This window comes from Streptomyces sp. NPDC058274 (assembly GCF_042881375.1).
In the GTDB taxonomy this organism is placed as follows: Bacteria; Actinomycetota; Actinomycetes; order Streptomycetales; family Streptomycetaceae; genus Streptomyces.
This window is the reverse complement of sequence record NZ_JBHVXW010000014.1, coordinates 131,013-156,646: the sequence shown is the minus strand read 5'-3', so window position 1 is coordinate 156,646 and position 25,634 is coordinate 131,013. Positions and strand designations below refer to the sequence as shown.

General features: G+C 71.2%; 20 protein-coding genes and 1 pseudogene. 10 read left to right on the top strand and 11 right to left on the bottom strand.

Annotation, left to right across the window (positions count from 1 at the left end):
• Positions 1–7 precede the first annotated feature (7 nt).
• Entirely contained in the window at positions 8–823 is an 816-nt protein-coding gene (locus ACFVYF_RS25510; RefSeq protein ID WP_389458905.1) for a chitosanase, read from the top strand.
• Between the two features lie 155 nt (positions 824–978).
• Here ACFVYF_RS25510 and ACFVYF_RS25505 read toward each other — a convergent pair whose 3' ends face one another.
• The 7 genes from ACFVYF_RS25505 to ACFVYF_RS25475 all read right to left on the bottom strand — a co-directional run bounded on the left by ACFVYF_RS25505 (position 979) and on the right by ACFVYF_RS25475 (position 6,990).
• Positions 979–2,328 (bottom strand): nucleobase:cation symporter-2 family protein, encoded by a 1,350-nt coding sequence (locus ACFVYF_RS25505; protein ID WP_389458904.1) that lies wholly within the window; start codon positions 2,326–2,328, stop codon positions 979–981.
• Between the two features lie 408 nt (positions 2,329–2,736).
• Positions 2,737–4,113: an 8-oxoguanine deaminase gene (locus tag ACFVYF_RS25500; protein ID WP_389458902.1), complete on the bottom strand. Its 1,377-nt coding sequence runs from the start codon at positions 4,111–4,113 to the stop codon at positions 2,737–2,739.
• Positions 4,114–4,274: 161 nt separating this feature from the next.
• The gene (gene pucL / locus ACFVYF_RS25495) at positions 4,275–5,222 is read right to left on the bottom strand and encodes a factor-independent urate hydroxylase (RefSeq protein WP_389458900.1); all 948 of its coding nucleotides are present in this window, start codon (positions 5,220–5,222) and stop codon (positions 4,275–4,277) included.
• Positions 5,223–5,227: 5 nt separating this feature from the next.
• A complete protein-coding gene (gene uraH / locus ACFVYF_RS25490) occupies positions 5,228–5,629 on the bottom strand; it encodes a hydroxyisourate hydrolase (protein ID WP_389458898.1) in 402 nt (133 codons plus the stop codon).
• The gene (uraD, locus tag ACFVYF_RS25485) at positions 5,626–6,141 is read right to left on the bottom strand and encodes a 2-oxo-4-hydroxy-4-carboxy-5-ureidoimidazoline decarboxylase (RefSeq protein WP_389458896.1); all 516 of its coding nucleotides are present in this window, start codon (positions 6,139–6,141) and stop codon (positions 5,626–5,628) included. Before uraD ends, uraH begins: the two co-directional genes overlap by 4 nt.
• A 223-nt stretch (positions 6,142–6,364) precedes the next feature.
• Entirely contained in the window at positions 6,365–6,733 is a 369-nt protein-coding gene (locus ACFVYF_RS25480; RefSeq protein WP_389458895.1) for a helix-turn-helix domain-containing protein, read from the bottom strand.
• On the bottom strand, positions 6,730–6,990 hold the full coding sequence (locus tag ACFVYF_RS25475) for a hypothetical protein (protein WP_383271326.1): 261 nt from the start codon (positions 6,988–6,990) through the stop codon (positions 6,730–6,732). Before ACFVYF_RS25475 ends, ACFVYF_RS25480 begins: the two co-directional genes overlap by 4 nt.
• Positions 6,991–7,138: 148 nt before the next feature.
• On the opposite strand from ACFVYF_RS25475, the gene ACFVYF_RS25470 reads away from it, so the two are divergent.
• The 4 genes from ACFVYF_RS25470 (at position 7,139) to ACFVYF_RS25455 (ending at position 11,713) form a co-directional block, all read left to right on the top strand.
• Positions 7,139–7,978 carry a TIM barrel protein gene (locus tag ACFVYF_RS25470; protein ID WP_389458893.1) on the top strand — a complete coding sequence of 280 codons (840 nt, stop codon included), beginning with the start codon at positions 7,139–7,141 and terminating at the stop codon, positions 7,976–7,978.
• Positions 7,979–8,091: 113 nt separating this feature from the next.
• Positions 8,092–8,982, top strand: a complete 891-nt coding sequence (locus ACFVYF_RS25465; RefSeq protein WP_389458891.1) for a 2-hydroxy-3-oxopropionate reductase — start codon at positions 8,092–8,094, stop codon at positions 8,980–8,982.
• 528 nt (positions 8,983–9,510) lie between these two features.
• Positions 9,511–10,968: a catalase gene (locus ACFVYF_RS25460; protein ID WP_389458889.1), complete on the top strand. Its 1,458-nt coding sequence runs from the start codon at positions 9,511–9,513 to the stop codon at positions 10,966–10,968.
• Positions 10,969–11,488: 520 nt separating this feature from the next.
• Positions 11,489–11,713, top strand: a complete 225-nt coding sequence (locus ACFVYF_RS25455; RefSeq protein WP_389458888.1) for a hypothetical protein — start codon at positions 11,489–11,491, stop codon at positions 11,711–11,713.
• Between the two features lie 443 nt (positions 11,714–12,156).
• Here the strand turns inward: ACFVYF_RS25455 and gcl are convergent, their stop codons facing one another.
• Positions 12,157–13,941: a glyoxylate carboligase gene (gene gcl / locus ACFVYF_RS25450; protein ID WP_389458886.1), complete on the bottom strand. Its 1,785-nt coding sequence runs from the start codon at positions 13,939–13,941 to the stop codon at positions 12,157–12,159.
• Between the two features lie 1,148 nt (positions 13,942–15,089).
• Here gcl and ACFVYF_RS25445 point away from each other — a divergent pair.
• Positions 15,090–15,473, top strand: a pseudogene (locus tag ACFVYF_RS25445) (hypothetical protein); the annotation flags it as partial.
• Positions 15,474–15,538: 65 nt separating this feature from the next.
• On the opposite strand, the gene ACFVYF_RS25440 reads toward ACFVYF_RS25445, so the two are convergent.
• The gene (locus tag ACFVYF_RS25440) at positions 15,539–17,146 is read right to left on the bottom strand and encodes an AMP-binding protein (protein WP_389458885.1); all 1,608 of its coding nucleotides are present in this window, start codon (positions 17,144–17,146) and stop codon (positions 15,539–15,541) included.
• A complete protein-coding gene (locus ACFVYF_RS25435) occupies positions 17,143–18,846 on the bottom strand; it encodes an AMP-binding protein (RefSeq protein ID WP_389458882.1) in 1,704 nt (567 codons plus the stop codon). The genes ACFVYF_RS25440 and ACFVYF_RS25435 overlap by 4 nt, the downstream gene beginning before the upstream one ends.
• A 102-nt stretch (positions 18,847–18,948) precedes the next feature.
• Here ACFVYF_RS25435 and ACFVYF_RS25430 point away from each other — a divergent pair, with 102 nt between their 5' ends.
• The 4 genes from ACFVYF_RS25430 to ACFVYF_RS25415 all read left to right on the top strand — a co-directional run bounded on the left by ACFVYF_RS25430 (position 18,949) and on the right by ACFVYF_RS25415 (position 25,289).
• Positions 18,949–19,785 (top strand): LuxR C-terminal-related transcriptional regulator, encoded by an 837-nt coding sequence (locus ACFVYF_RS25430; RefSeq protein ID WP_389458880.1) that lies wholly within the window; start codon positions 18,949–18,951, stop codon positions 19,783–19,785.
• A gap of 461 nt (positions 19,786–20,246) precedes the next feature.
• Positions 20,247–23,054, top strand: coding sequence for an ATP-binding protein (locus ACFVYF_RS25425; protein WP_389458878.1), 2,808 nt, complete (start codon positions 20,247–20,249; stop codon positions 23,052–23,054).
• A 597-nt stretch (positions 23,055–23,651) separates the two neighbouring features.
• On the top strand, positions 23,652–24,443 hold the full coding sequence (locus ACFVYF_RS25420; RefSeq protein ID WP_383271307.1) for a S1 family peptidase: 792 nt from the start codon (positions 23,652–23,654) through the stop codon (positions 24,441–24,443).
• A gap of 198 nt (positions 24,444–24,641) precedes the next feature.
• Positions 24,642–25,289, top strand: coding sequence for a LysE family translocator (locus ACFVYF_RS25415; RefSeq protein WP_389458877.1), 648 nt, complete (start codon positions 24,642–24,644; stop codon positions 25,287–25,289).
• A 37-nt stretch (positions 25,290–25,326) separates the two neighbouring features.
• Here the strand turns inward: ACFVYF_RS25415 and ACFVYF_RS25410 are convergent, their stop codons facing one another.
• Positions 25,327–25,479 (bottom strand): hypothetical protein, encoded by a 153-nt coding sequence (locus tag ACFVYF_RS25410; RefSeq protein WP_389458875.1) that lies wholly within the window; start codon positions 25,477–25,479, stop codon positions 25,327–25,329.
• Between the last annotated feature and the right edge of the window lie 155 nt (positions 25,480–25,634).

Sequence of the window (25,634 nt, the reverse complement as noted above, 5' to 3'; positions counted from 1 at the left end):
AGGTCCCGTGCACACCCCCCACATACGCACCTCACGGCGCACGCTGCTCGCCCTCGTCGGCGCTTCCCTGGTGGCAGGCCCCGTGATCGCAACCCGGTCCGCGTCCGCCGCCGCGGTCGGCCTGGACGATCCGGCGAAGAAGGAGATCGCCATGAAGCTGGTCTCCAGCGCGGAGAACTCCTCGCTGGACTGGAAGGCGCAGTACAAGTACATCGAGGACATCGGCGACGGGCGCGGCTACACCGCCGGGATCATCGGCTTCTGTTCCGGCACCGGCGACATGCTCGACCTCGTCGAGCTCTACACCCAGCGCAAGCCCGGCAACGTGCTGGCCAAGTACCTCCCCGCGCTGCGCTCCGTGGACGGCAGCGACTCGCACCAGGGCCTGGACCCCGGCTTCCCCGGCGACTGGCGCAGGGCCGCCACGGACACCGCGTTCCAGCAGGCCCAGAACGACGAACGCGACCGCGTCTACTTCAACCCGGCGGTCCGACAGGGCAAGGCCGACGGCATCGGCGTCCTCGGCCAGTTCGCGTACTACGACGCCATCGTGATGCACGGCGACGGCGGCGACAGCACCGGCTTCAGCAGCATCCGCAGGCGCGCGCTGAACTCGGCCAAGCCGCCTGCCCAGGGCGGCACCGAGGTGACGTACCTGAACGCCTTCCTGGACGCGCGGGTCTGGGCGATGAAACAGGAGGAGGCACACTCCGACACCAGCCGCGTCGACACCGCCCAGCGCGTCTTCCTGCAGAAGCGCAATCTCAACCTCGATCCGCCGCTCGACTGGAAGGTCTACGGGGACAGCTTCCACATCGGCTGAGACGCCCCGCTCCGGACCCTCGGCGTCAACGGACCCCGCACAGCGGGGGGTTCGGGCCGAGCGGAACGGCGGAGGGCGCGGCACTCGTGGTGCCGCGCCCTCCGTATGCCCGCGGGATCTTCCGTTGTCAGCGGCCCGCCGATGGTGGCCGGCGGTCAGTGGGCCGGGACCGCCTTCGCCGCCCGGCTCCCGCCGAGTTCCTCGCCCGCCTCCATGGGATGCGTGACGTCCTCCGCGTCCTGGCCCTTGCCGAGGTGGTTGAAGACGAGGTTGAGCACCACGGCCGCCACGCAGCCGGTGGAGATCCCCGAGTCCAGAACGATCTTCGCGGTCTGGGGGAAGGCGTGGTAGAACCCCGGAGCCGTGATGGGGATGATGCCGACGGCGAGTGAGACGGCGACGATCAGGACGTTGTTGTCCCGCTCCAGGCCGGCCCGGACCAGGGTCTGGATGCCGCTGGCCGCGACCGAGCCGAAGAGGACCACTCCCGCGCCGCCGAGCACGGGACGCGGTACGACGGCGATGAGCGACGCGGCCACCGGGCACAGACCCATCAGCACCAGGAACCCGCCGCCGGTCGCCACGACGTACCGGCTGCGGATCTTCGTCATCGCGACCAGGCCGATGTTCTGCGCGAAGGCGCTGCACATGAAGCCGTTGAAGAGGGGACTGAGCGCCGAGCCGAGGGTGTCGGCGCGCAGGCCCGCCGCGATGGTCTTCTCGTCGGCCGGGCGCTCGACGATCTCGCCCAACGCCAGCATGTCCGCGGTCGATTCGGTCATCGAGACGACCATCACCACGCACAGCGAGAGGATCGCGGCGACCTGGAACTGCGGGGCGCCGAAGTGGAACGGGGCCGGGAACCCGACGATGTCCGCGTCGGCCACCGGGCCGAAGTCCGTGACGCCGAACGGGATCGCGACGAGGGTGCCGAGGACCAGGCCGAGCAGGACGGCGATCTGCTTGACGAAGCCCCGGGTGAAGCGGCGCAGCAGCAGGACCAGGACGAGGGTGGCGCCGGCGAGCCCCAGATTGGTCGTCGAACCGTAGTCGCCCGCGGCGGGATCGGGGCCCTGGGCCCAGCCGAACGCGACCGGCAGCAGTGAGATGCCGATGAGCGTGATGACCGTGCCGGTGACGACCGGCGGGAAGAAGCGGACCGCCTTGCTGAAGAAGGGCGCGGCGATGAATCCGAGGACGCCCGCGACGATGACCGCGCCGAAGATGACCGGCAGGGCGTCGCTCTTGTCCTTGGTGGAGGCGACGACCGCGGTCATCGGCGCGACACCGGCGAAGGTGACCCCGTTGACGAAGGGCAGCCGGGCGCCGATCTTCCAGAAGCCGAGGGTCTGGAGGAAGGTGGCGAGGCCTGCGGTGAACAGACAGGCGCCGGTCAGGAAGGTCAGTTCGGTGCCGGAGAGACCGACGGCCGCTCCGACGATCAGGGGCGGGGCGACGACTCCCGCGTACATGGCGGCCACATGCTGGAGGCCGCTGGTCGCCATCTTCAGGGGCGGCAGCTTTTCGTCAACCGGGTGCCTGGACTGGTCAGTCGGAAGGGAATCGGGGACTGCATCGGTGCGGGGCGCGGGCTGGGCGGCCACGGCGGCTCCTCCGGTCGGGTACACGTCTGCGTCGACGTGGGTTTCATGGAGGTGATGCGCGGTCGTGCGGGACCGGGACGATACGTCGCGGACGAGGGTTTCCGTGACGATGGCCGTCGCAAGGACCGGGGTCGTTGCGACGGAGACCGTTCCGGGGAGCACGCACGTGTGATGCGTGCTCCCCGGAGACGGCCACCGTGGACCCCGCTCGGGTCCACGGCTACCGGCTGAGGGCCGTCCCCCTCAGCCGGAGATCTGGGGCCGTACCCCTCCAAGTGCCGGACGGCACAAGGAGTTCGAGTACGGCGGTCAGGCCTGCGCGGCGATGCGCGCGAGCCGCTGTGCCTCCGCCCGCGTGGAGCGGGCGATGGCGTCCTCGTCGACGTGCAGGAGGCGGCTGTCCTCGACGACCGGCCTGCCGTTGACGAGCGAGAGTGAGACCGGCGCCGCCGCGCCGAAGACCAGCGCGGTCACCGGGTCGGCGATCGAGGCGTGGGCCAGGGTGTCGAGCTTCCACAGGACGAGGTCGGCGAGCTTGCCCGGCTCCAGGGAGCCGATCTGGGAGGCCCGGCCGAGGACCTGGGCGCCGCCGAAGGTGCCGAGGCGCAGCGCCTGGCGGGCGTTCAGGGCGGCTTCGCGATGGGCGCCGAGGCGGTTGATGAGCAGGGCGTTGCGCAGCTCGGTGTGGAGTTCGCCGGACTCGTTCGACGCGGTGCCGTCGACGCCGAGGCCGACCGGGACGCCGGCGGCGAGCATGTCGGGGACCCGTGCGATACCGGCGGCGAGCCGGGCGTTGGAGGACGGGCAGTGGGCGACGCCCGTCTTCGTACGGGCGAAGGCGGCGATGTCGGAGTCGTTCATGTGGACGCAGTGCGCCATCCACACGTCCTCGCCGAGCCAGCCGGTCGACTCGAAGTAGTCGGTCGGGCCCATGCCGAACAGCTCCTTGCAGAACTGCTCCTCCTCGACGGTCTCCGAACCGTGCGTGTGCAGCCGTACGCCCTTGCGGCGGGCCAGTTCGGCGCCCTGCCGCATGAGCTCGGTCGACACGGAGAACGGGGAGCAGGGCGCGACGGCGACCTGGGTCATCGCGTCGAAGGAGGCGTCGTGGTGCTCGTCGACGGTCGCCTCGGTGGCGGCGAGCGCGCCTTCGAGGGTCTCCACGGCGAAGTCCGGCGGCAGGCCGCCGTCCTTCTCGCTGCGGTCCATGGAGCCGCGGGCCAGGGTGAAGCGGACGCCCGTCTCGCGCGCCGCCCGGATGATGGCGCCGGACAGGTCGCCGGAGCCCTTCGGGTACACGTAGTGGTGGTCCATGGCGGTGGTGACACCGCCGCGGGCCATCATGGCGAGGGAGCCCTGCGCGGCGGAGTACGCCATCTGCTCGTCGATGCGCGCCCAGGTCGGGTACAGGGCGACGAGCCAGTTGAAGAGGTTGTGGTCCGTGGCCAGGCCGCGGGTGATCCACTGGTAGAAGTGGTGGTGGGTGTTCACCAGGCCGGGTGTCGCCAGATGCCCGGTTCCGTCGATACGACGGACCACGTTCTCCAGGTTCTCGGGGGCCTTTCCGGCACCCACCGACTCGATCTTGTTGCCGGCGACGACGATGTAACCCGAGGCGTACTCGGTGTCGCCCGCGTCCACGGTCGCGATGGCGCAGTTCTCGATGACGATGCGCTCGACTGCCACGGCGGTTCCTCGTTCTTCCCATTGGTGGACGGACCCGGGGGTCGAGCGGGGTGACGACCGGATCCGTGGTGCTGTTGTTGCGCAGATGCCCCCGCTCTCCCCTGGGACTCGACGCCGGCGCACGCGTCGGGGCTTGAGCAGCAGTACCGCCGTCGGCAGTACTACAGGTTGGTGAGGTCCACCGGGATGTGCGGCTCGCAGCCGTCGCGCAGGATGGTGGCCTCGATGAGTCCGTAGGGACGGTCGGCCGCGAAGTAGACCTCGTTGTCGTTCTTGAGGCCGAAGGGCTCCAGGTCGACGAGGAAGTGGTGCTTGTTCGGGAGGGAGAAGCGGACCTCGTCGATCTCGCTGCGGTGGTTGATGATGCGCGCGCCCATTTGGTACAGGGTCTGCTGCAGCGACAGGGAGTACGTCTCCGCGAAGGCCTGGAGCATGTGCTTCCTGACCTGCTCGTAGGACTTCTCCCAGTTGGGCATCCGCTCGTCGTCGTCGGTCCAGTTGAACCGCCAGCGCCCGGACACCTCGGTCGCCAGGATGCGGTCGTACGCCTCCTTGAGCGTCGTGTACTTGTCCTTGACGTAGCCCCAGAACTCGGAGTTCGTCGAGTTCATCACGGTCAGGTCCTTGAGGCCGGAGATGACCTCCCAGCTCTCACCGTCGTAGGTGATCTGGGTGACCCGGGTCTCCTGGCCCTTGCGGACGAAGGAGTGGTTGACCTCGTCCGAGCCGATGAACTTGGAGTTCGCGTCCGAGGTCGCGATGCGCTCCCAGGTGTACTCCTCGATGCGGATGCGCGCCGTCTTGATCGGCTCCTGCGAGGTCACGAAGTGCCGCGCGAGGTGGATGCCGAACTGCTCGGCGGACTCGATGCCGTGCTCCTTGGCGAAGGCGTACACCGTGTTCTTGGTGGTGTCCGTCGGCAGGACGTTCGCGTTGGAGCCCGAGTAGTGGACGTCGTCCATGTCGCCGCTCAGCGCGACCGAGACGTTCAGGTCCTTGATGTGGTGCGTGTCGCCGTCACGCGTGATCTTCACGACGCGGTTCTCGGCCTTGCCGTACTGGTTCTGACCCAGGATCACAGGGCGGGCGGGTCGGGACAGGTCTGTCATGTCTGCTAGCTCCCTCGGTAAACGGAGTAGCCGAACGGGTTGAGCAGCAGCGGTACGTGATAGTGCTCGCCCGGCCTGACGGCGAAGGTGATCGCCACCTCGGGGAAAAACGCACCGCTGTCCCGGTTCGCGGGGGCGTCCTGCTGCGCATCGGCTTGCTGTTCTTCTGAATGCGACTCGAAGTACTGCTCGACCGCGAAGTCGAGCCGCACGTGGGTCGTCCCCACCGGCAGGGCCGGCAGGTCCTTGCACCGGCCGTCCGCGTCGGTCGCGGAGCCGCCGAGTGCCTGCCAGTCCGCCGCACGGCCGGCGCGGGCCGCGAGCCGGATGGCGACGCCCTCGGCGGGGCGTCCGATGCTCGTGTCCAGGATGTGGGTGGACACGGAAGCGGTGGTGTCGGTGCTCATGCGCTCTCTTCCTCTACGAGGCGGGTCAACCGGATGCGGTTGATCTTGCCCAGCTCGGCGCGGACGGTCTCGCGCTCCTGCTCGGGCGAGTTGCCGATCCGCTCCTTGACCGCGTCGCGCATCTGCTCACCGGTGCGGCCGGTGGCGCAGATCAGGAAGACATGGCCGAACTTCTCCTGGTAGGCCAGGTTCAGTTCGAGCATCTCCTCCTTGAGCTCCTCGGAGGCGCCGGCCATACCGCGCTGTTCGCGCGAGGAGGTCGGGTCACCGGGCTTCGGCCGCCCGATCGGCGGGTGCCCGGCCATCGCCTCCTGAAGGTCCGCCGCGGTCAGCTCCGCCATGGCGGCGTCGCTCGCGGTGAAGAGGTCGTCGACGGTGGCGTACGGGCGCCGGGCGAGCAGCCTGCGCGCCCACGCCGAGGAGGCGCACGCCTCGTGGAGGGCGGCGAAGGCCGCGTGGTCCTCCAGGGCGTTGAACCGGGCGAGGCCGCCAGGTGTCGTACTCGAAGTCACGGGAAGCCTCCGTGGCCTTGTGCTGGACGGGCTGCGGACAGCTAACGCCCTCGGAAACACCACGTCAACACTTTGTTGAAAAATGCGGGTAACAAAAACCGTCGTCCGGGCAGTCCGGACGACGGTCGGCTCCCGGCGGCCCCGCGTCAGCCGCCCGGACCGCCTTCACGCTGGTCAGGGCGGCTTTCCCGCTCCCTCGCCAGGATTCCCCCGCGTCCGGCCGTCAGGATTCCTTCTCACGGTTCAGGTAGTTGTAGACGGTGAAGCGGCTGACGCCGAGCGCGCCCGCGACGGTCTCCACCCCGTGCCGTACCGAGAAGGCGCCGCGGGCCTCGAGTATCCGCACGACCTCCTGCTTGGTCTTGCGGTCGAGCTCCGCCAGCGGCCGGCCCTGCTTTCGTTCCAGGGCGGCCAGGATGTGGTCCAGCGAGTCGGCGAGCTGGGGCAGGCGTACGGCGACGACGTCCGTACCCTCCCAGGACAGCACGACGTCGTCGGCGCCGGCCTGGCCGGGCGCCAGCATCTCGCCGCCCATGGCGTCGATCAGCGGCTTGACCGCCGCCACGAAGGGGTCGTCCCCGATGCCGGTCACTGATCGCCCTCCTCGGCGGCACCGACGACGTTCACCTGGAGCGAGACCCGGGTCGCACCGGCGCCCAGGGCCTTGCGCAGCAGGGCGTCGACGGCGGTGAGCACCTCGTCGGCGCCGCCCTCCGCGGTGTTGCCGAACGGGCCGACGTCCACCGCGTCCAGTTCGGCCGCCTCGATGACCTCGCGGGCGACCAGGGCGTGCCGCGGCGCCTCGTCGAGGTCGAAGGGCTCGGTCGTGAACTCCACTCTCAATCGCACGCGCTCAACCTACTGGGCGACGCGCATTTTCCGGCAGCCTCCTCCGCCCCCTCTTGACAACCGGCGACACACGACGGCAATCTTCCATTAAGCAGAAAGGAACTTCCGTAATACGGAAACACAACCAACGGAAGGGAGCGCCTACCCCATGGGATTCGCAGAGCAGCGCTTCAACGTCAACCTGTCGATCCTCTTCACGGAACTCCCGCTCCTGGAGCGCCCCGCGGCCGCCGCCGCGGCGGGCTTCACCGCGGTCGAGCTGTGGTGGCCCTGGGTCGACTCCCCCACCCCCGAGCAGTCCGAGCTCGATGCCCTGAAGAAGGCCATCGAGGACGCGGGCGTCCAGCTCACGGGGCTGAACTTCTACGCGGGGCAGCTGCCCGGCCCGGACCGGGGCGCCCTGTCGGTCCCCGGCGAGGAGTCCGAGCGGTTCCGCGCCAACATCGACGTGGCGGCGGAATTCGCGCGCTCGCTCGGCTGCACGGCGCTCAACGCCCTGTACGGCAACCGCGTCGAGGGCGTGGACCCGGCCGAGCAGGACGCGCTCGCCCTGGAGAACCTGGTCCTCGCGGCCCGGGCCGCCGACCGCGTCGGCGCGATCCTCCTGATCGAGACCCTCAACAAGCCGGAGTCCCCGCGCTACCCGCTGGTGACCGCCCCGGCCGGCATCGCCGTCGTCGACAAGGTCAACGAGGCGACCGGCCTCGGCAACGCCAAGTTCCTCATGGACCTGTACCACCTGTCCATGAACGGCGAGGACCTGCCGCAGGTGATCTCCGCCTACGCGGAGAAGACCGGCCATGTGCAGATCGCCGACAACCCGGGCCGCGGCGCCCCCGGGACGGGCACCCTCCCGCTGGAGGACCTCCTCGACCAGCTGAGGAAGGCCGGCTACGAGGGCTGGGTCGGCCTGGAGTACAAGGCGGGCGACCGCCCGAGCGCCGACTCCTTCGCGTGGCTGCCCCGCGAGGCCCGCGCCGCCCGCTAGTCCCGCCGGGGCCGCGCGGGGACGACCCGCCGCCCGGCCCCGCCGCCGCGCCCGTGCGCGTCGCGCGGCATCCCACAGACGTACAGCAGCAGTTGTTTCAGAGAGGCACCCTCATGAGCAATCTCCCCAAGGTCGCATGGATCGGTCTCGGCATCATGGGCTCCCCCATGTCGGAGAACCTGATCAAGGCCGGGTACGACGTCACCGGCTTCACCCTGGAGCAGGACAAGCTGGACCGCCTGGCCGCGGCCGGCGGCAGGGCCGCGGGCTCGATCGCCGAGGCCGTGCGCGACGCCGACGTGGTGATCACCATGGTGCCCGCGTCGCCGCACGTCGAGGCCATCGCCTACGGCCCCGACGGCATCCTGGAGAACGCGGGATCCGGCGCCCTCCTGATCGACATGTCGTCGATCACCCCGCAGACCTCCGTCGACCTGGCGAAGGCCGCGCAGGAGAAGGGCATCCGCGTCCTGGACGCGCCCGTCTCCGGTGGTGAGGCCGGTGCCGTCGAGGCCGTGCTGTCCATCATGGTCGGCGGCGAGCAGGCCGACTTCGACGAGGCCAAGCCGATCTTCGACGCCCTCGGCAAGACCATCGTGCTGTGCGGTCCGCACGGCTCCGGCCAGACCGTGAAGGCCGCCAACCAGCTGATCGTCGCCGTGAACATCCAGGCGTGCGCCGAGGCCGTGGTCTTCCTGGAGAAGTCCGGCGTCGACCTGCAGGCCGCGCTCGACGTCCTCAACGGCGGGCTCGCGGGCTCCACGGTGCTGACGCGGAAGAAGGACAACTTCCTCAACCGCGACTTCAAGCCGGGCTTCCGCATCGACCTGCACCACAAGGACATGGGCATCGTCACGGACGCCGCCCGCAACGTGGGTGCCGCGCTGCCGGTCGGCGCCGTGGTCGCCCAGCTGGTCGCGTCCCTGCGCACGCAGGGCGACGGCGGCCTGGACCACTCGGCGCTGCTGCGGGCCGTGGAGCGCCTCTCCGGCGCCCAGCTCTGAGCCGGCTGCCCGACGCCCGGCCCTGAGCCGCCCCGGCCGTGGCTCAGGCCCGCTGCCGGGTCCTGAGCCCACGGCCGGCGCCAGGTCACTGACCGAGCCCACGGCCGGCGCCCTCTGCCGTGCCGGCCCGGAGCCACGCGGCCGGCGCCCTGTGCCGAGGCCGCCCGAGCCAGTCCCGAGCCACGCGGCCGGCGCCAGGCCCTGAGCGGCCCGCCCGGCACCCGGCTCCGGGCCGCCCGCTCCACCCGGACCCCCGTGGTCCGGTTCCCCACCGAGACCTCCGGGCCGCGGCGGTGCTGACAACTGTCCTGTCGCGCCCAAGCCCCGCCGCGGCCCGGATACCCACGCCTGGATTCACACCCCTCGATCCACACCGCTGGATTCCCCTGTGGGATCGCACCGGGCAGGGTTCAACAATCCGTTGAAATATGACTTCAACAAACTGTTGACGTTGTTGACCGGGCGTCCATACGCTCGCGTCACCGTCAACAGTTCCAGCAGTTCCGTACGGAAGGTCGCCACCCGAAGATGACGAAGCGCGTGCTCACGACCGAGTCCGGCGCCCCGGTCGCCGACAACCAGAACTCCGCCACCGCCGGCGTCGGTGGCCCACTCCTCCTCCAGGACCAGCACCTCCTGGAGAAGCTCGCCCGGTTCAACCGTGAGCGCATCCCGGAGCGCGTGGTGCACGCCCGCGGTTCCGGCGCGTACGGCTACTTCGAGGTGACCGACGACGTCACCGGCTTCACGCACGCCGACTTTCTGAACACCGTCGGCAAGCGCACCGAACTCTTCCTGCGCTTCTCGACGGTGGCCGACAACCTCGGCGGCGCGGACGCGGTCCGTGACCCGCGCGGCTTCGCGGTGAAGTTCTACACCGAAGAGGGCAACTACGACCTCGTCGGCAACAACACGCCGGTGTTCTTCATCAAGGACCCCATCAAGTTCCCCGACTTCATCCACTCCCAGAAGCGTGACCCGTTCACGGGCAAGCAGGAGCCGGACAACGTCTGGGACTTCTGGGCGCACGCCCCCGAGGCGACGCACCAGATCACCTGGCTGATGGGCGACCGCGGCATCCCGGCGTCCTACCGCCACATGAACGGCTACGGCTCGCACACCTACCAGTGGACGAACGCCGAGGGCGAGGCCTTCTTCGTCAAGTACCACTTCAAGACGAACCAGGGCATCCGCTCGCTCTCCACCGAGCAGGCGCAGGAGATCGCGGGCAAGGACGCCAACTCCCACCAGACGGACCTGCTCCAGGCCATCGAGCGGGGCGTCAACCCGTCCTGGACCCTGTACGTCCAGATCATGCCCGCGGCCGAGGCGGCGGACTACCGCTTCAACCCGTTCGACCTCACCAAGGTGTGGCCGCACAGCGACTACCCGCTGCAGCGCGTGGGGCGCCTGGTCCTGGACCGCAACCCCGACAACGTCTTCGCCGAGGTCGAGCAGGCCGCGTTCTCCCCGAACAACTTCGTTCCGGGTATCGGCCCCTCCCCCGACAAGATGCTCCAGGGCCGGCTGTTCGCCTACGCGGACGCGCACCGCTACCGCCTGGGCGTCAACCACACGCAGCTGGCCGTCAACGCCCCGCGGGCGACGGTCGCCGACAACTACGGCCGGGACGGCCTGATGGCGTCCAACGCGCAGGGCCGCGCCGCCAAGAACTACGAGCCCAACTCGTACGAAGGACCGGCCGAGACCGGCCGCCCGCTGTCGGCGCCGCTCGCGGTGCACGGCCACACGGGCACCCACGAGGCCCCGCTGCACACCAAGGACGACCACTTCTTCCAGGCGGGCGAGCTGTACCGGCTGATGTCCGAGGACGAGAGGTCGCGCCTGATCGCGAACATCGCCGGCGGCCTCTCACAGGTCTCCCGTGACGACGTCGTCGAGAAGAACCTCGCCCACTTCCACGCCGCCGACCCCGAGTACGGCAAGCGCGTGGAGGAGGCCGTCCTCGCCCTGCGCGAGGACTGAGCCCCAGCTCCAACCCCTGAGCTGCGCCGGGGATCTGACGGGAGGTCGGATCCCGGGCGCATGCCCGCGAAGGCTCCTGGACCCGGATGAGGGGTGGCCCGGAGCCGGAGCGGGCAGATCGCGCCGGCCGTTACGGCCGGCGCCGCGTGGGATCGCGGCGGTGTGCGAGCCAGTGCGGTGGTCAAGGTCCCGGGACGTCCTTCTCGACCTGAGGGAAGAGCGGTTCCGGTTCCATCGCACCCGCCGCGGTCCCAGCCACTCCCCCACGGGGGTGCTCCACACTCCGTCCGGCGGCGCGAACGTCCTGTCGCGCCCAGCCTCGCGCCGTCGGACGGCACCAACAGCACACTTCACCGGCAGAGAGCGCCGGGTACGGACGGTCCCGTACCCGGCGCTCTCGTCGTTGCCCGCGGCCCGGCGCCTCCCGCTGTCGTGCGGGGCTCGCGTGAGTCCGGTGGAGAGTGGCTCCGGCCGGGCCCGTCGGCGTGCGGATCCGGTCGGCGGGCGGGAGTCTGAGGGCATGGACTATCCAAGCATCGTTGTGCACGCGCCCGGCCTCGACGGCTCGCGGAGAGTCACCGTGGGGGACGAGAAGCTCGGCATCGCGTACCACCTCGACGACGTCGTCGAGTTTCTGCGGCGCGCCGGTCTCGACGCGATCGAGGTCGAGGAGAGCGACATCATCGAGTGGCAGGGCGGCGGCCCGGACGACTGGCCCGGACTGTCGCAGGATCCGGCGGAATGACGGCGGACGGTACCCCTCCGGTGCTTACGCAAGCGGGCGTACCTCGCCTACGGAACCCTCAAATCAAGCTCTGAACACCGGCGCAGGGGCTTCAACTCCCCCCGTGCGTGGGCACATCCTCGACACACGAGGCCCGCCGGCACGGGGGCGGGGGGCCTCGTTCCGGGGGAGCACCACGTCGGCGGTACGACGGTCAGGCGCATGACGTCCACCGTCGTACCGCCGACGACAGCGCGCGATCCGGGCCGGGGCCCGTGGAACCCGCGCTCCCGTTCCTGACGCATCCGGACCCGTCGGCCGGCTCAGGGCATCCGAGCCCGTCGGCCGGCTCAGGCCATCCGCACCCGTCGGCCGGCTCAGGGCATGCGAAAGGGGCGGCTCACTCCCCCCGGGGTGAGCCGCCCCTACGCGGTCGTACGACCGTCCCCGCTCTCCGAACCGGGTCAGACCTTCAGGGTCTTGATCGACGTCGGCGCGTGACCGGGCTCGGTCGCGATCTCCTCGAACTCGACGACATTGCTGATGTCGTTCGTCTTGCTCATCGCGATGTTGGTGACGCGCTCCAGGATCGCCTCGACGACGACCGGCACCTGGAACTCGGCGGCGAGCTTCTTGGCCTGCTCGAAGGCGGCGCCCAGCTCCGCCGGGTCGGTGACCCGGATCGCCTTGCAGCCGAGCCCCTCGACGACCTTGATGTGATCGACGCCGTAGACGCCCAGTTCCGGCGAGTTGATGTTCTCGAACTCCAGATTGACCTGGAAGTTGATGTCCAGACCGATCTGCGCCTGCCGGATCAGGCCCAAGTAGGCGTTGTTCACCAGGACATGGACGTACGGGATCTTGTGCTGCGCGCCGACGGCCAGTTCCTCGATCATGAACTGGAAGTCGTAGTCACCGGAGAGCGCCACGACCTGGGCCTCGGGGTCCGCCTTGGCGACGCCGAGCGCGGCCGGGACCGTCCAGCCCAGCGGGCCCGCCTGACCGCAGTTGATCCAGTGCCGCGGCCGGTAGACGTGCAGCATCTGGGCGCCCGCGATCTGCGAGAGGCCGATGGTGGTGACGTAGCGGGTCTCCGGGCCGAAGGCCTTGTTCATCTCCTCGTAGACGCGCTGCGGCTTGATGGGGATGTTGTCGAAGTGCGTACGGCGCTGGAGGGTCGCCTTCCTCTCCTGCGCGGACGCGGCCCAGTCGGAGCGGTCCGGGAGCCGGCCCGCCGCCTTCAGTTCGCGGGCCACCTCGACGAACAGCTCCAGCGCCGCCTTGGCGTCGGACGCGATGCCGAAGTCGGGGGCGAAGATCTTGCCGAGCTGGGTCGGCTCGATGTCGACGTGCACGAACTTGCGGCCGGCCGTGTAGACGTCGAGCTTGCCGGTGTGGCGGTTGGCCCAGCGGTTGCCGATGCCGAGGACGAAGTCGGACTCCAGGAAGGTCGCGTTGCCGTAGCGGTGCGAGGTCTGCAGGCCGACCATGCCGGCGTTCAGTTCGTGGTCGTCGGGCAGGATGCCCCAGCCCATGAGGGTCGGGACGACCGGCGTGCCGGTCAACTCGGCGAATTCCACCAGCAGTTCGGAGGCGTCGGCGTTGATGATGCCGCCGCCGGCGACGATCAGCGGGCGCTCGGACTCGTTGAGCAGCGTGATCGCCTTCTCGACCTGGGCGCGGGTCGCGGCGGGCTTGTAGACCCCCAGCGGCTCGTACGTCTCCGGGTCGAACTCGATCTCCGTGAGCTGGACGTCGATGGGCAGGTCGATGAGGACCGGGCCCGGACGGCCGGAGCGCATCAGGTGGAAGGCCTGCTGGAAGACGCCGGGGACCTGGGCGGCCTCCAGCACCGTGACGGCCATCTTCGTCACCGGCTTGGCGATCGAGGCGATGTCGACGGCCTGGAAGTCCTCCTTGTGGATCACGGCGGTCGGCGCCTGGCCCGTGATGCACAGGATCGGGATCGAGTCGCCCTGCGCGGAGTAGAGACCGGTGATCATGTCGGTGCCGGCCGGTCCCGATGTACCGATGCAGACGCCGATGTTGCCCGGGTGGGTCCGGGTGTAGCCCTCCGCCATGTGCGAGGCGCCCTCGACGTGGCGGGCGAGGGTGTGGCTGATCCCGCCGGCGGCCTTGAGGGCCGCGTAGAAGGGGTTGATCGCCGCGCCCGGGACACCGAACGCGTCGCTGACGCCCTCGCGCTTGAGGATCTCGACTGCCGCACGGGCAGCGGTCATACGAGCCATTGAGTACTCCTGCTTCGGCTGTCGGATTCGCGCTCCCGTCGCGCCCCTCGGAGAGCCATGTGATTCCGTGTGTTGACCCGCATCACGATTTCCGTATTGCGGAAACTAACTTCTACGATCTGGAATCAATGTAGGTGGCGGTACGAGGGGCCGTCAAGAGCGGGGAAAGCGGGCGCCGACAGCCGAGGGGAGTCGTTCCGTTCCCTCTTTCGTGGCGGACGTCCGCAGGGGTGAGCGTCGCCTGCGCCCTCCTTCCTGGCCGGCGTCCGCAGGGGTGAGTGCCGCCGTGCGCCCTCTTTTCATGGCGGAATCCGAGCGCGGCCGTCGGGCCGTTCGGCTGCCGGGTGGGCGGCGACTGGAGGACGATGGGAGCGCTGTCCCCGACACGACGTCTGTCCTGGAGTGGGCCCATGGCCGAGAGCGTGCCGGTGCGGTGCCCGGCCTGCCGCCGCGAGCACTTCTATGCCGCGCCGGCCTATCCCTGCGCGTGCGGCGCGCCCGTCTCGCCGCCCCTCGACCACCGCACCGCGCCGCTCGCCGTCACCCACCGCACCTGGGACGAGGACTGGGTCAGGGTCCGCTGCACCGCCTGCGGCCGCACGGACCAGTGGCCCCATCCCGAGCTCGGGTGCGCCTGCGGCGCGGTGCTGCGGATCGCGGTGGCCGGGGCGCCGCTGCCGCCTCCGGCGCGCGGCGGCCCGCTCGACGCGACCGACACCCACGCGCCCGCCGAATCCGACGTCCCCGCTTCCGCCGGCCCCGATTCAGCTCCCGGCCGGGAGGCGGCTCCGAGCCCCGCACGGGAGAAGCAGGACCACGCCGGCCCCGCCGCCGCCCCGGCCTCCGGAGCGGCGGGCGACAGGGGCACGTACACCGACAGCAGCGCGGGCGCCGACAGCCGTACGGGGACGGGCGCCACCGGCGGCTCGGCCTCCCGAAGCGGCACAGACGGCAGCGCAAGCCCCGGCACCTCGGCCGCCCAGGTCGGCACAGACAGCAGCCCGAGCCCCGGCGCCTCGGCGGCCGAGGTCGGCACAGAAGGCAGCACAAACACCGGCGTCGAGCCGGGCAGCCGCACCGCCCCCGGGCGGTCGACGTCTCCGGCGCCCCCTCCCGTGCCCCTCGTCCACCCCCGCCGCACACCGGCCCCCCGTGCCGCGTTCCAGCCCGTCGCCATCCGGACCGCCCGGGACGCGGTGACCGTGACCGCCCTCTATCTGCGCTGGCTCGGGTACCGGGACATCCGGCGGGCGGATCAGCGGCCGCCGTCGGGGATCGGGCTCGCGGCCCGGGGCGTCCTGGCGCAGGTGGACCCGACCGTGCGCCCGGCCTCGCTGCGGGACGTGGAGTGCCTGTGGCTGACCGCGATGGCGGAGTCCGCGGGTTGCGTCTACTTCTCGCTCGCCGGCTACGCGGACGACGCCCGCTCCCGCGCCGACGACCTGGGCGTCCCCCTCTTCGTCCTCGACCTCACGGGCACACCCCAGCCGGTCAACAGCCCGGCCGACGACCTCGTCGCCACGGGAGCCTGACGGCCGGCGGCAGCGCCCCACGGCACACGACGGCGTACGACGGCGCCGGGCATCCCCGGGGCGCCCTACTCCCCGTACCCCTCGCGCAGCTCGATCTTCCGTACCTTGCCGGACACCGTCATCGGGAAGGACTCCAGGATCCGCAGCCGGCTCGGGATCTTGTAGTGCGCCAACTGCCCCTCGCAGAAGGCCCGCAGCTCCTCCAGCGTGAGCGGGTCCGCGGGGTCCCGGGGGATGACACAGGCGAGCACCTCCTCGCCGTACCGCTCGTGCGGCACTCCGACCACCTGTACGTCGGCGATCTTCGGATGCGCGTACAGGAACTCCTCGATCTCCCGCGGGTAGATGTTCTCGCCGCCACGGATGATCATGTCCTTGATCCGGCCCACGATCTCGACGTAGCCGTCGTCACGCATGACCGCGAGGTCGCCCGTGTGCATCCAGCGTCCCGCGTCGACGGCCTCCGCGGTCCGCTCGGGCTCGTCCCAGTAGCCGAGCATGACGCTGTAGCCGCGGGTGCAGAGCTCGCCGGCCGATCCGCGGGGCAGCGTCACTCCGGTCGCCGGATCGACGATCTTCACCTCGATGTGCGGCAGGACCCGGCCGACCGTGCCCGTGCGGTGCTCCAGGTCGTCGTCCCGGCGCGTCTGCAGGGACACCGGTGAGGTCTCCGTCATGCCGTAGCAGATGGACACCTCCTCCATGTGCATCTCGGCGACGACCCGCTTCATCACCTCGACCGGGCAGGGCGAGCCCGCCATGATCCCGGTGCGCAGCGACGACAGGTCGTACGACGCGAAGTCCGGCAGGTTCAACTCCGCGATGAACATGGTCGGGACGCCGTACAGCGAGGTGCAGCGCTCGTCCTGGACCGCGCGCAGGGTCGCCGCCGGGTCGAAGGACGGCGCGGGGATGACCATGCAGGCGCCGTGCGAGGTCGCGGCGAGGTTGCCCATGACCATGCCGAAGCAGTGGTAGAAGGGCACCGGGATGCAGATGCGGTCCTGCTCGCTGTAGGCGATCAACTCCCCAACGAAATAGCCGTTGTTGAGGATGTTGTGGTGGGAGAGGGTGGCTCCCTTGGGGAAGCCCGTGGTGCCCGAGGTGTACTGGATGTTGATCGGGTCGTCGCAGGACAGCTCGCTCCTGCGGCTGCGGGACTCCTCGTGCCGATCGGGAGTCCCGCGCCGGATCAGCGCTTCCCAGCTCGGGTCCCCGATGTACACGGTCTCGCGCAACTGCGGGCATTTTCCGCGCACTTGCTCGACCATCGCCCGGTAGTCGCTGGTCTTGTGGCTGAGCGAGGCGAAGAGCAGCGAGATGCCGGCCTGCCCGAGGACGTACTCGACCTCGTGGGTGCGGTAGGCCGGATTGATGTTCACCATGACCGCGCCGATGCGGGCGGTCGCGTACTGCACGAGGACCCACTCGGGGCAGTTGACGGCCCAGATGCCCACCCGGTCGCCCTTGGCGATGCCACTGGCGAGCAGCGCGTACGCCAACTGGTCCACATCGGCGGAGAATTGGGTGTACGTCCAGCGCCGCCCGGTCGGCACGTCGACGAGCGCCTCACGCTCCGGCCAGGCCGCCACCGCCCGGTCCAGACTGGCTCCGATCGTGTCCCCGAGGAGGGCCGTCCCGCTCGTGCCGTGCGCGTACGACAGTTCCGTCACCGGAAGTCCTCCTCGCGGTACTCCGCGTCCGAGCCCGCGGCTGTGGCCTCGCGCAGTTCGATCCGGCGGATCTTGCCGGAGACGGTCTTGGGCAGCGCGCCGAACTCCAGGCGGCGGATGCGCTTGTACGGCGCGAGGACCGAGCGCGCGTGCTCGAAGAGGACCTTCGCGGTGTCCGGGCCCGGCTGCCAGCCCTCCGCCAGCACGATGTACGCCTTCGGGACCGCGAGCCGCAGTGCGTCCGGGGCGGGCACGACCGCCGCCTCCGCCACCGCCTCGTGCTCCAGCAGCGCGCTCTCCAGCTCGAAGGGCGAGATCTTGTAGTCACTGGCCTTGAACACGTCGTCCGCGCGGCCCACGTAGGTGATGTAGCCGTCGGTGTCGCGGGAGCCGATGTCGCCGGTGCGGTAGTAGCCGCCGGCCATCGCCTCGGCGGTGCGGTCGGCGGCACCGTGGTAGCCGGTCATCAGGCCCACCGGACGGTTGGCGAGGTCCAGCGCGATCTCGCCCTCCGTGACGCCGGGTGCGCCCGACACCGGGTCGAGCAGCTCGACCCGGAAGCCGGGGCTGGGGCGGCCCATCGAGCCGGTCTTCAGCTCCTGGCCGGGGCTGTTGGAGACCTGGACCGCCGTCTCGGTCTGCCCGAAGCCGTCCCGGACGGTGACGCCCCAGGCGCGCCGCACCTGTTCGATGACCTCGGGGTTGAGCGGCTCGCCGGCGGCCACGGCCTCGCGCGGCGGGGTGCGCAGCCGGCTCAGGTCGGCCTGGATGAGCATCCGCCACACGGTGGGCGGGGCGCAGAAGGTGGTGACCCCGGCCCGGTCCATCTCGTCCATCAGCCGGGTCGCGTCGAAGCGCGTGTAGTTGTGCAGGAAGACGGTCGCCTCCGCGTTCCAGGGCGCGAAGAGGTTCGACCAGGCGTGCTTGGCCCAGCCGGGCGAGGAGATGTTCAGATGCACGTCACCGGGCTTGAGCCCGATCCAGTACATCGTCGCGAGGTGTCCGATCGGGTACGACGCGTGGGTGTGCTCGACCAGCTTGGGGCGGGCGGTGGTGCCGGAGGTGAAGTAGAGCATCAGCGGATCGTCCGGATGGGTGGGTCCGTCGGGCTCGAAGGTGACGGAGGCGTCGTCCACTCCCGCGTACGAACGCCATCCCCCGCTCTCGTACGACGCCCGGTCCCCGGGTGGGCCGCCGACGGCGATCCGGGTGTAGCGGCCGGGCACGTCCGCGAACTTGCCGGTGTCCTCGGCGCGGACGATCACATGCCGGATCCGGCCGCGGTCGACGCGGTCGCGCAGGTCGGCCGGTCCGAGCAGCGGGGTGGCGGGGACGACGACGGCGCGCAGCTTCATCGCGGCGAGGGCGGTCTCCCACAACTCGGCCTGGTTGCCGAGCATGACGAGGATGCGGTCCTCGGCGCGGACGCCCTGGGCCCGCAGCCAGTTGGCGGCGCGGTGGGACCTCTCGGACATCTCGGCGAAGGAGAGCCGGGTCCGCTCGCCGTTCTCCTCGACGATGTGCAGCGCCGTCCGGTCGTTCCCCTCTGCGATGACGTCGAACCAGTCGAGCGCCCAGTTGAAGTACGCGGGGCGGGGCCAGTCGAATCCCTCATAGGCGGTCGCGTAGTCCTCGCGGTGCGCCAGCAGGAAGTCCCGCGCGGTCCGGAATTCGTCCGTCGCGCTCGTCTTCGCCGTCATGTGTACTCCTCGTTGCCGGACAGCCACCTACCATCGTGTAATCCGTGATGCAGGTCTCACCACCCCCGAACGGGGGGTGCGCCGCGATGAAGGGGCGAGCAGGTGGCAGCTGACGCAGCCGAGGTGGTCGAGATGCGTGGTGCGCTGCTGCGGCTGCGGCGTACGACGGGGCTGCCGGTGGCCTTCGGCGGACTGGTCGAGCCGGGGCGCGGACAGGTACGCATCAGCGAACTCAGCGGCACGGCGACGGCCGCGCTCAGCGCCCTCGCGGTGTCGTCGGGCAACGGCCTGGGCGGCAAGGCGGTGGCGCTCGCCCGCCCGTGCGCCGTGACGGACTACTCCTCCTCGCGGCAGATCAGCCACGAGTACGACGTCGCGGTCGCCACGGAGGGGCTGTGCTCCGTCCTCGCGGTGCCCGTGGTCGTACGGCGCCGGGTGCGCGCCGTCCTGTACGGCGCCCTGCGGACGGCCCAGCCGCTGGGCGACCGCACGCTGACCGCGGCCGTTCAGGCGGCGCGGGACGTGGAGCAGGCGCTGGTCGTACGGGACGAGGCACGGACTCTGCTGGCCGCCACGCGCGCGCCCGCCACGGCGTCCCCGGCCGCGTGGGAGGAAGTGCGGGAGGCGCACGGCGTGCTGCGCGCGCTGGCCCCGCGCATCGTGGATCCGGCGCTGCGGGCGGAACTCCTGGAGGCCTGCGGGCGTCTGGCCGGCGCGGCGGGACAGGAGCCCGCCGCCCGTGACGTCGGGCTGTCGCCCCGCGAGGTGGATGTGCTCACCTGTGTCGCCGCGGGCGCCACCAACGCGGCCGCGGCCGAGCGGCTGGGGCTGCGTCCGGAGACGGTGAAGGGTTATCTCCGCTCGGCCATGCGGAAGCTGGGTGCGCACACCCGGCTGGAAGCGGTGGTGGCCGCCCGGCGGGCCGCTCTGCTGCCGTAACCCGTGGGGCACCGGCGGCGATGTGTTCAGGCCGCGTCCCGTGGTGACGCCGGTCCGGGTTGCCGCCGTAGCCGGATCTCGTCGGCCGCCCTTCGTTCCGGCCGAGTCGTTTTGGCCGCCCTTCGTTCCGGCCGAGTCGTTACGGCCGCCCTTCGTTCCGGCCGGGTCCTTTCGGCCGACCTTCGTAGGGGCTGTGGCTCCTGGAGTGCGGGGCCGGGATGCCCCCATCGGGCCGTTCTCCGCCGATCCAGGGGGGTTTGGCGGTCCGCGGGACCTTATCGACCGTTCCGGGGGCCCGGAATCGACCCCTTCGACGGAGCCATGAGAGATCACCCATTCATTGACAGTCTCAGTGAATTGCCTTATGCCTCAACCTTGTTATTTCCCTCACCTCTCCGACCGTCCGAATTTCAAGGTTTCGTTGCCTAATATTGGCCCGAACACGACACACGAGGGGAGCGGTGACCGTGACAGGGGACTTCAAGGAGCCTGCGAGACCCCGCCCCGACCTGGTCATCGGCCGGGAGGAACTGGTCGCGGGCGCCCGCGAGCAGCTCTCCCGCGGGGGCAGTGTGCTGATCCACGGCCCGGCGGGAATTGGGAAATCGACCGTACTGCGGGCCCTGGCCGCGGAATACGGCGAAGCGGCGCGGACCGTCCTGCGCTGTTCCGCCACCGAGTCGGAATCCCATCTCCCCTTCCTCGCCCTGGCCGACCTCCTCGGCCTCGTCCTCGACGAGGTGTCCCAGGCGCTGCCCGCACCGCAGCGCACCGCCCTGGAGTCCGCTCTCACCGGCCGCGGTGAGTCCACCCTCCAGCGTGACGGACTCGCCCTGCGGCTCGCGGTGCTGTCCGTGCTGCGGGCCCTGGCCTCCCGCGGGCCGGTCCTGATCGTCGCCGACGACCTCCAGTGGCTGGACTCGGCCAGCACCGAGCTGCTCGGCTTCGCCGCCCGCCGGCTCGGCGGCATACCGGTGCAGATGCTGTGCGCGGCACGCACCGAGACGGAACCGGAGGCCCAGCAGCACGACCGGCATCTACGCGCGTCCCCTCCGGAAACCCTCGCCGTGCGCGTCAATCCGCTCTCCCGCGCCCAGGTCGCCGAGCTGCTCGGCCGGCGCGGCTACACGGGCCTGCCGCGGTCGACCGTGCGGGACATCCACCGCACCAGCGGCGGCAATCCGCTCTTCGCGCTGGAGCTGGGCCGGGCCCTGGCCGAGAGCCCGACCGCGCCGCGCCCCGGCGAACCGCTGCCGGTCCCGACCTCGCTGCGGGCCCTGGTGCTGAATCGTCTCGGCATGCTCTCGCCCGAGGCGCGCCGCACCCTCCTCGTGGCGAGCGCGGGCGCCCGCCCCACCCAGGCGCTGTTGCTCGCCGCGGGGCGCGCGAACGCCGAGACGGAGACCGCCTCGGCCGCCGCGCTCGGGTTGCTGGCCCCCGAACGGGAGGGGCCGGTCGTACGGTTCGCGCATCCGCTCATCTCGGCGGCCGTGTACGCGGAGGCGACCGCGCAGGAGCGGCGCAGCGCCCATGCCGCGCTGTCCACGGCCGCCTCCGACCCCATCGAGCGGGCCCGCCATCTCGCCCTGGCCGCCACGGGGGCCGATCCCCGGGTCGCCGCCCGGCTCGCGGAGGCCGCGACCGCGGCCCGGGACCGGGGCGCGCCGTCGGTCGCCGCGGGGCTGGGGCTGCTGGCCGCCCGGCACACCCCCGTGGACGGCGCGCCAGGACCGGACGAGCGGCGGTTGCAGGCCGCGGAGGACGCGCTGACCGCCGGGGAGACGGACCTGGCGCGGGACATCGCCCGCGATGTGCTGTCCCGCGCCAACGGGCCCGCCAACCGGGTACGCGCCTGGATGGTCGTGATCGACGCGGCCGGGCAGGCCATGGCCGAGGTCGACGCGGTCTTCCCGCAGGCCCTCGCGGACGCGGGCGACGACCCCGGACTGCTCGCGCTCGTGCGCTACCAACTGGCGTGGCGCGCTCTGCTCGTCGAGGGCGAGATGACCAAGGGCCGTGAGGAGGCGGCGCGGGCGGCGGAGCTGGCCGAGCGGGCCGGGGACCGGCGCACCGAACTGCTCGCGCTCGCCTTCCGCGCCCAGATGGAGACCCTGATGGGGCACGCGGACGCGCCCGCGACCATCCAGCGGGCCATGCGGGAGCCGCAGGACCCGCGGGTGGCGTGCGACCACAACGGCGCCGGCGCGGCCCGCTTCCGCTGGCTGATCATGGGCGACCAGCTCGCCGAGGCGCGCACGACGATCACCGCCCTGTTGCGTGAGGTGCGCCGGCGCGGGATGGTCGAGAGCGAGGTGCACTTCCTGCGGGGGCTCGCCGAGACGGAGCTGCGGGCCGGGCACTGCGGCCGCGCCCTCGACCTGGCCCGGGAGAGCCTGCGGCTGGCCCGGGACACCGGCATCGGGGAGGCCGCCACCGCCATGTTCACCTCGCTCGCGGAGGCCGCGGGCGGCGACGCCGGCCGGGCGCTGGCGCTGGCCCGGGAGGCGGTGGAGCGCGCCGAGGACGACGGGGACCTGATCTATCTGTCGCGTGCGCTGGGCGCCCTCGGGCACGCCCACCTGGTGGCGGGGGACGCGCCGGCCGCCGTCCAGGCGCTGCGCCGGGTCAGGGAGTTGGAGGAGGGGCTCGGGGTCACGGATCCCGCGCGGGGCCGCTGGCACGGCGATCTCGCGGAGGCGCTGGTCCGGATCGGTGAGCCGGCGGAGGCGCAGGACGTCATCGACACCACACGTGCGCGTGCGCTCCGGCTCGGGCGCGAGAGCGTGCTCGCCGTGCTCGACCGCGCCGAGGCCCTGGCCCGCGCCGCCCGCGGCGAACTGGGCGCCGCCGCACGGCAGTTGACGTCGGCTCAGGACCGGCTGGCCAAGCTGGGCTACGGGCTGGAGGAGGCGCGGGCGGCGTACGCGCTGGCGGGACTGCGCACCCACCGGCCGGGCCCGGCCTCGTACGACGAGGCCGCGCGGCTGTTCCGGCGCTGCCGCGCCCTGCCGTGGCTGCGCCAGGTCGAGACGGCCGCGACGGTGAACCCGGCACCGGTCATCGCCCCCGCCGCGCTGGACACCCTCGCCGCGACGGAACGTCAGGTCGCGGCGCTGGTGATGGAGGGCGCCACCAACCGCGAGATCGCCGCCCGTCTGTTCATCAGCGTCAAAACCGTCGAGGCCACGCTCACCCGCGTCTACCGGAAGCTGGGGATACGGTCGCGGGTCGACATCGTGCGACTGGCGGCGGGGGGCCGCGCGGGCTGACGCGGGGGCTGGCGCGGGGGCCGGCTCCCGGGCATCGCGTGCCTGGATCGGCGCGGGCTGACGCCTGGGCGCCGGCGGGCACGGCGTGCCGGGATCGGCGCGGGCCGACGCGTGGGCGCCCCGTTGTGCCGGGGCACCCGTGGGCTGACGCCTGTCCACGCGCGCGCCCGGATCACCGCGGACCGACGCGAGAACACCCACGCGCCCGGATCACCGCGGACTGACCCGAGAACACCCACGTACCCGGATCACCGCGGACCGACCCGAGAACACCCACGCGCCCGGATCACCGCGGACCGACGCGAGGACACCCACGCGCCCGGATCACCGCGGACCGAATCGCGTTCCGCCGTCGCACGGCCGAACGCGCGGACCGAAGCGCGGACCGAACGAGTGAACCCTCCCGGAGGTTTGCGCGGCGCGACCGAGGGTTTTCCCTCCCCAACTCGCCTAGGGGGTTCCCTCATTGGGTGGTGGGTGTGCCGGCTTCTAGCGTGAAGGTGTGCCGCTCGCCCGGGCACTGGGTGCCGGCCCGCCGGTCCCCGTGCAGCACCCCCCACCCGCGCGTCCCCCCACCGGCAACCTCTGAGGAGACCCATGTTCGGGCTCAACCGCGCCAAGAAGACCGCCGCCGTCTGCGCGGCGACCGCCGCTGCCGCCGCGACCGTGCTGCTGGGCGCCCCGGGTGCCGTCGCCGCGCCCCAGCCGATCGTCGGGGGCTCGACGACCACGACGACCGCGTACCCGTTCATGATGCAGATCACCGACGCCTCCGGAAGCCAGTTCTGCGGCGGCACCCTCGTCGCGGCCAAGAAGGTCGTCACCGCCGCCCACTGCATGGTCGGGGAGACCACGAGCAGCGTCCGCGTCGTCGGCGGCCGCACCTACCTGAACGGCACGAACGGCACCGTCAGCAAGGTCAGCAAGATCTGGGTCAACCCCGACTACACGGATGCCACCAACGGCGACGACGTGGCCGTCCTGACCCTGTCGACGGCGATGTCGTACACCCCGGCGTCGTACGTCTCCTCCTCCCAGACGAGCGTGTACGCGACCGGCGCCACCGCCCGCATCGTCGGCTGGGGCACCACCTCCGAGAGCGGCAGCTCGTCCAACCAGCTGCGGACAGCGACCGTCCCGATCGTGTCCAACTCCAGCTGCGCGAGCTCGTACGGCTCCGACTTCGTGGCCTCCGACATGGTCTGCGCCGGGTACACGGCAGGCGGCGTCGACACCTGCCAGGGTGACAGTGGCGGCCCGCTGCTCATCGGCGGAGTGCTGGCCGGCATCACCTCCTGGGGCGAGGGCTGCGCCGAGGCCGGCTACCCGGGCGTGTACACCCGGCTCACCACCTTCTCCAGTCTGGTGACGACACAGGTCAACTCGTAATCACCCAAGAACTCCTGAGTACCCCTCAGGTGCAAGCCGGGGAGCGTCGCGAGCCTCCACGAGCGGCCCGCGCCGCTCCCCTTCCAGCCCGGTGACGAACCGCGGCCCGGTCCCCGGGCCGCGGTTCCTCCCTGTCCGGGACGGTGGGCCGCGGCCGGTGTCACCTGTTTGAATGGGCCGCGGTGGGAGGTGATGGGCATGGTGTCCACGGACCGGTTCCTGGCCTTTGCCGCGATGTCGCTGCTCGTGATCGTGATCCCGGGCCCGAGCGTGCTGTTCGTCATCGGCCGGGCACTCGCGCACGGCCGGCGCACCGCCGTGGCGACGGCGCTGGGCAATGTCATCGGCTCCTATCTGCTGGTCGTGGCGGTCGCGTTCGGGATCGGCTCACTCGTCGAACGGTCCGTGACCGTCTATCTGGCGGTGAAGCTGGCCGGCGCCGCGTATCTGGTCTTCCTCGGCGTGCAGGCGTTCCGCCATCGCAAGGAGATGCGGGCCGCAGCGATCGGGACCGGGGCGCAGGCACCGGCCCGCGGTGACGCCCGCACGGTCCTCGACGGCGCCCTGGTCGGCGTCACCAACCCCAAGGGCGTCGTCTTCTTCGCGGCCGTACTGCCCCAGTTCGTCGACCATTCGGCGGGGCAACTCCCCTTCCAAATGCTCCTGTTGGGGCTGATCCCGATCTCCATCGGTCTCGTCACGGACACCCTGTGGGGGCTCACCGCCTCCGCGGCCCGCGGCTGGTTCGCCCGCTCGGACCGCCGGCTGTCGCTCATCGGCGGCGCGGGCGGGTTCACGATGATCGGCCTCGGCCTTACGGTCGCGGTCACGGGCCGGGCGGACTGAGGGACCGGGGCCTTCCCGTATGGGCGGCGCCGCGCCGCTAGTCGATGACCGCCCCGAAGCGGATGTCGTACGACGTCCCGCCGGACAGCACCGAGAGCATCCCTTCGGCCTCCTGGACGACGCCTCGGTCACCGTCGAGTCCGCCTTCTTCGCCGGTCTTCGTCATCGCCGGGTCCGTCGCCGTCGTCATGTCCGCAGGCTGGTCGGGCTTGCGGACAGTTACTGTCCGCAAGCCACAGTCCACGCGCACCCGTACCGTGCAGGACCTGGGCACTCGCACCGACATCATTTGACCCGTATATCCTGCTCCGTGATCAGACAGACGCACGGTGGAGGACGGGAGGC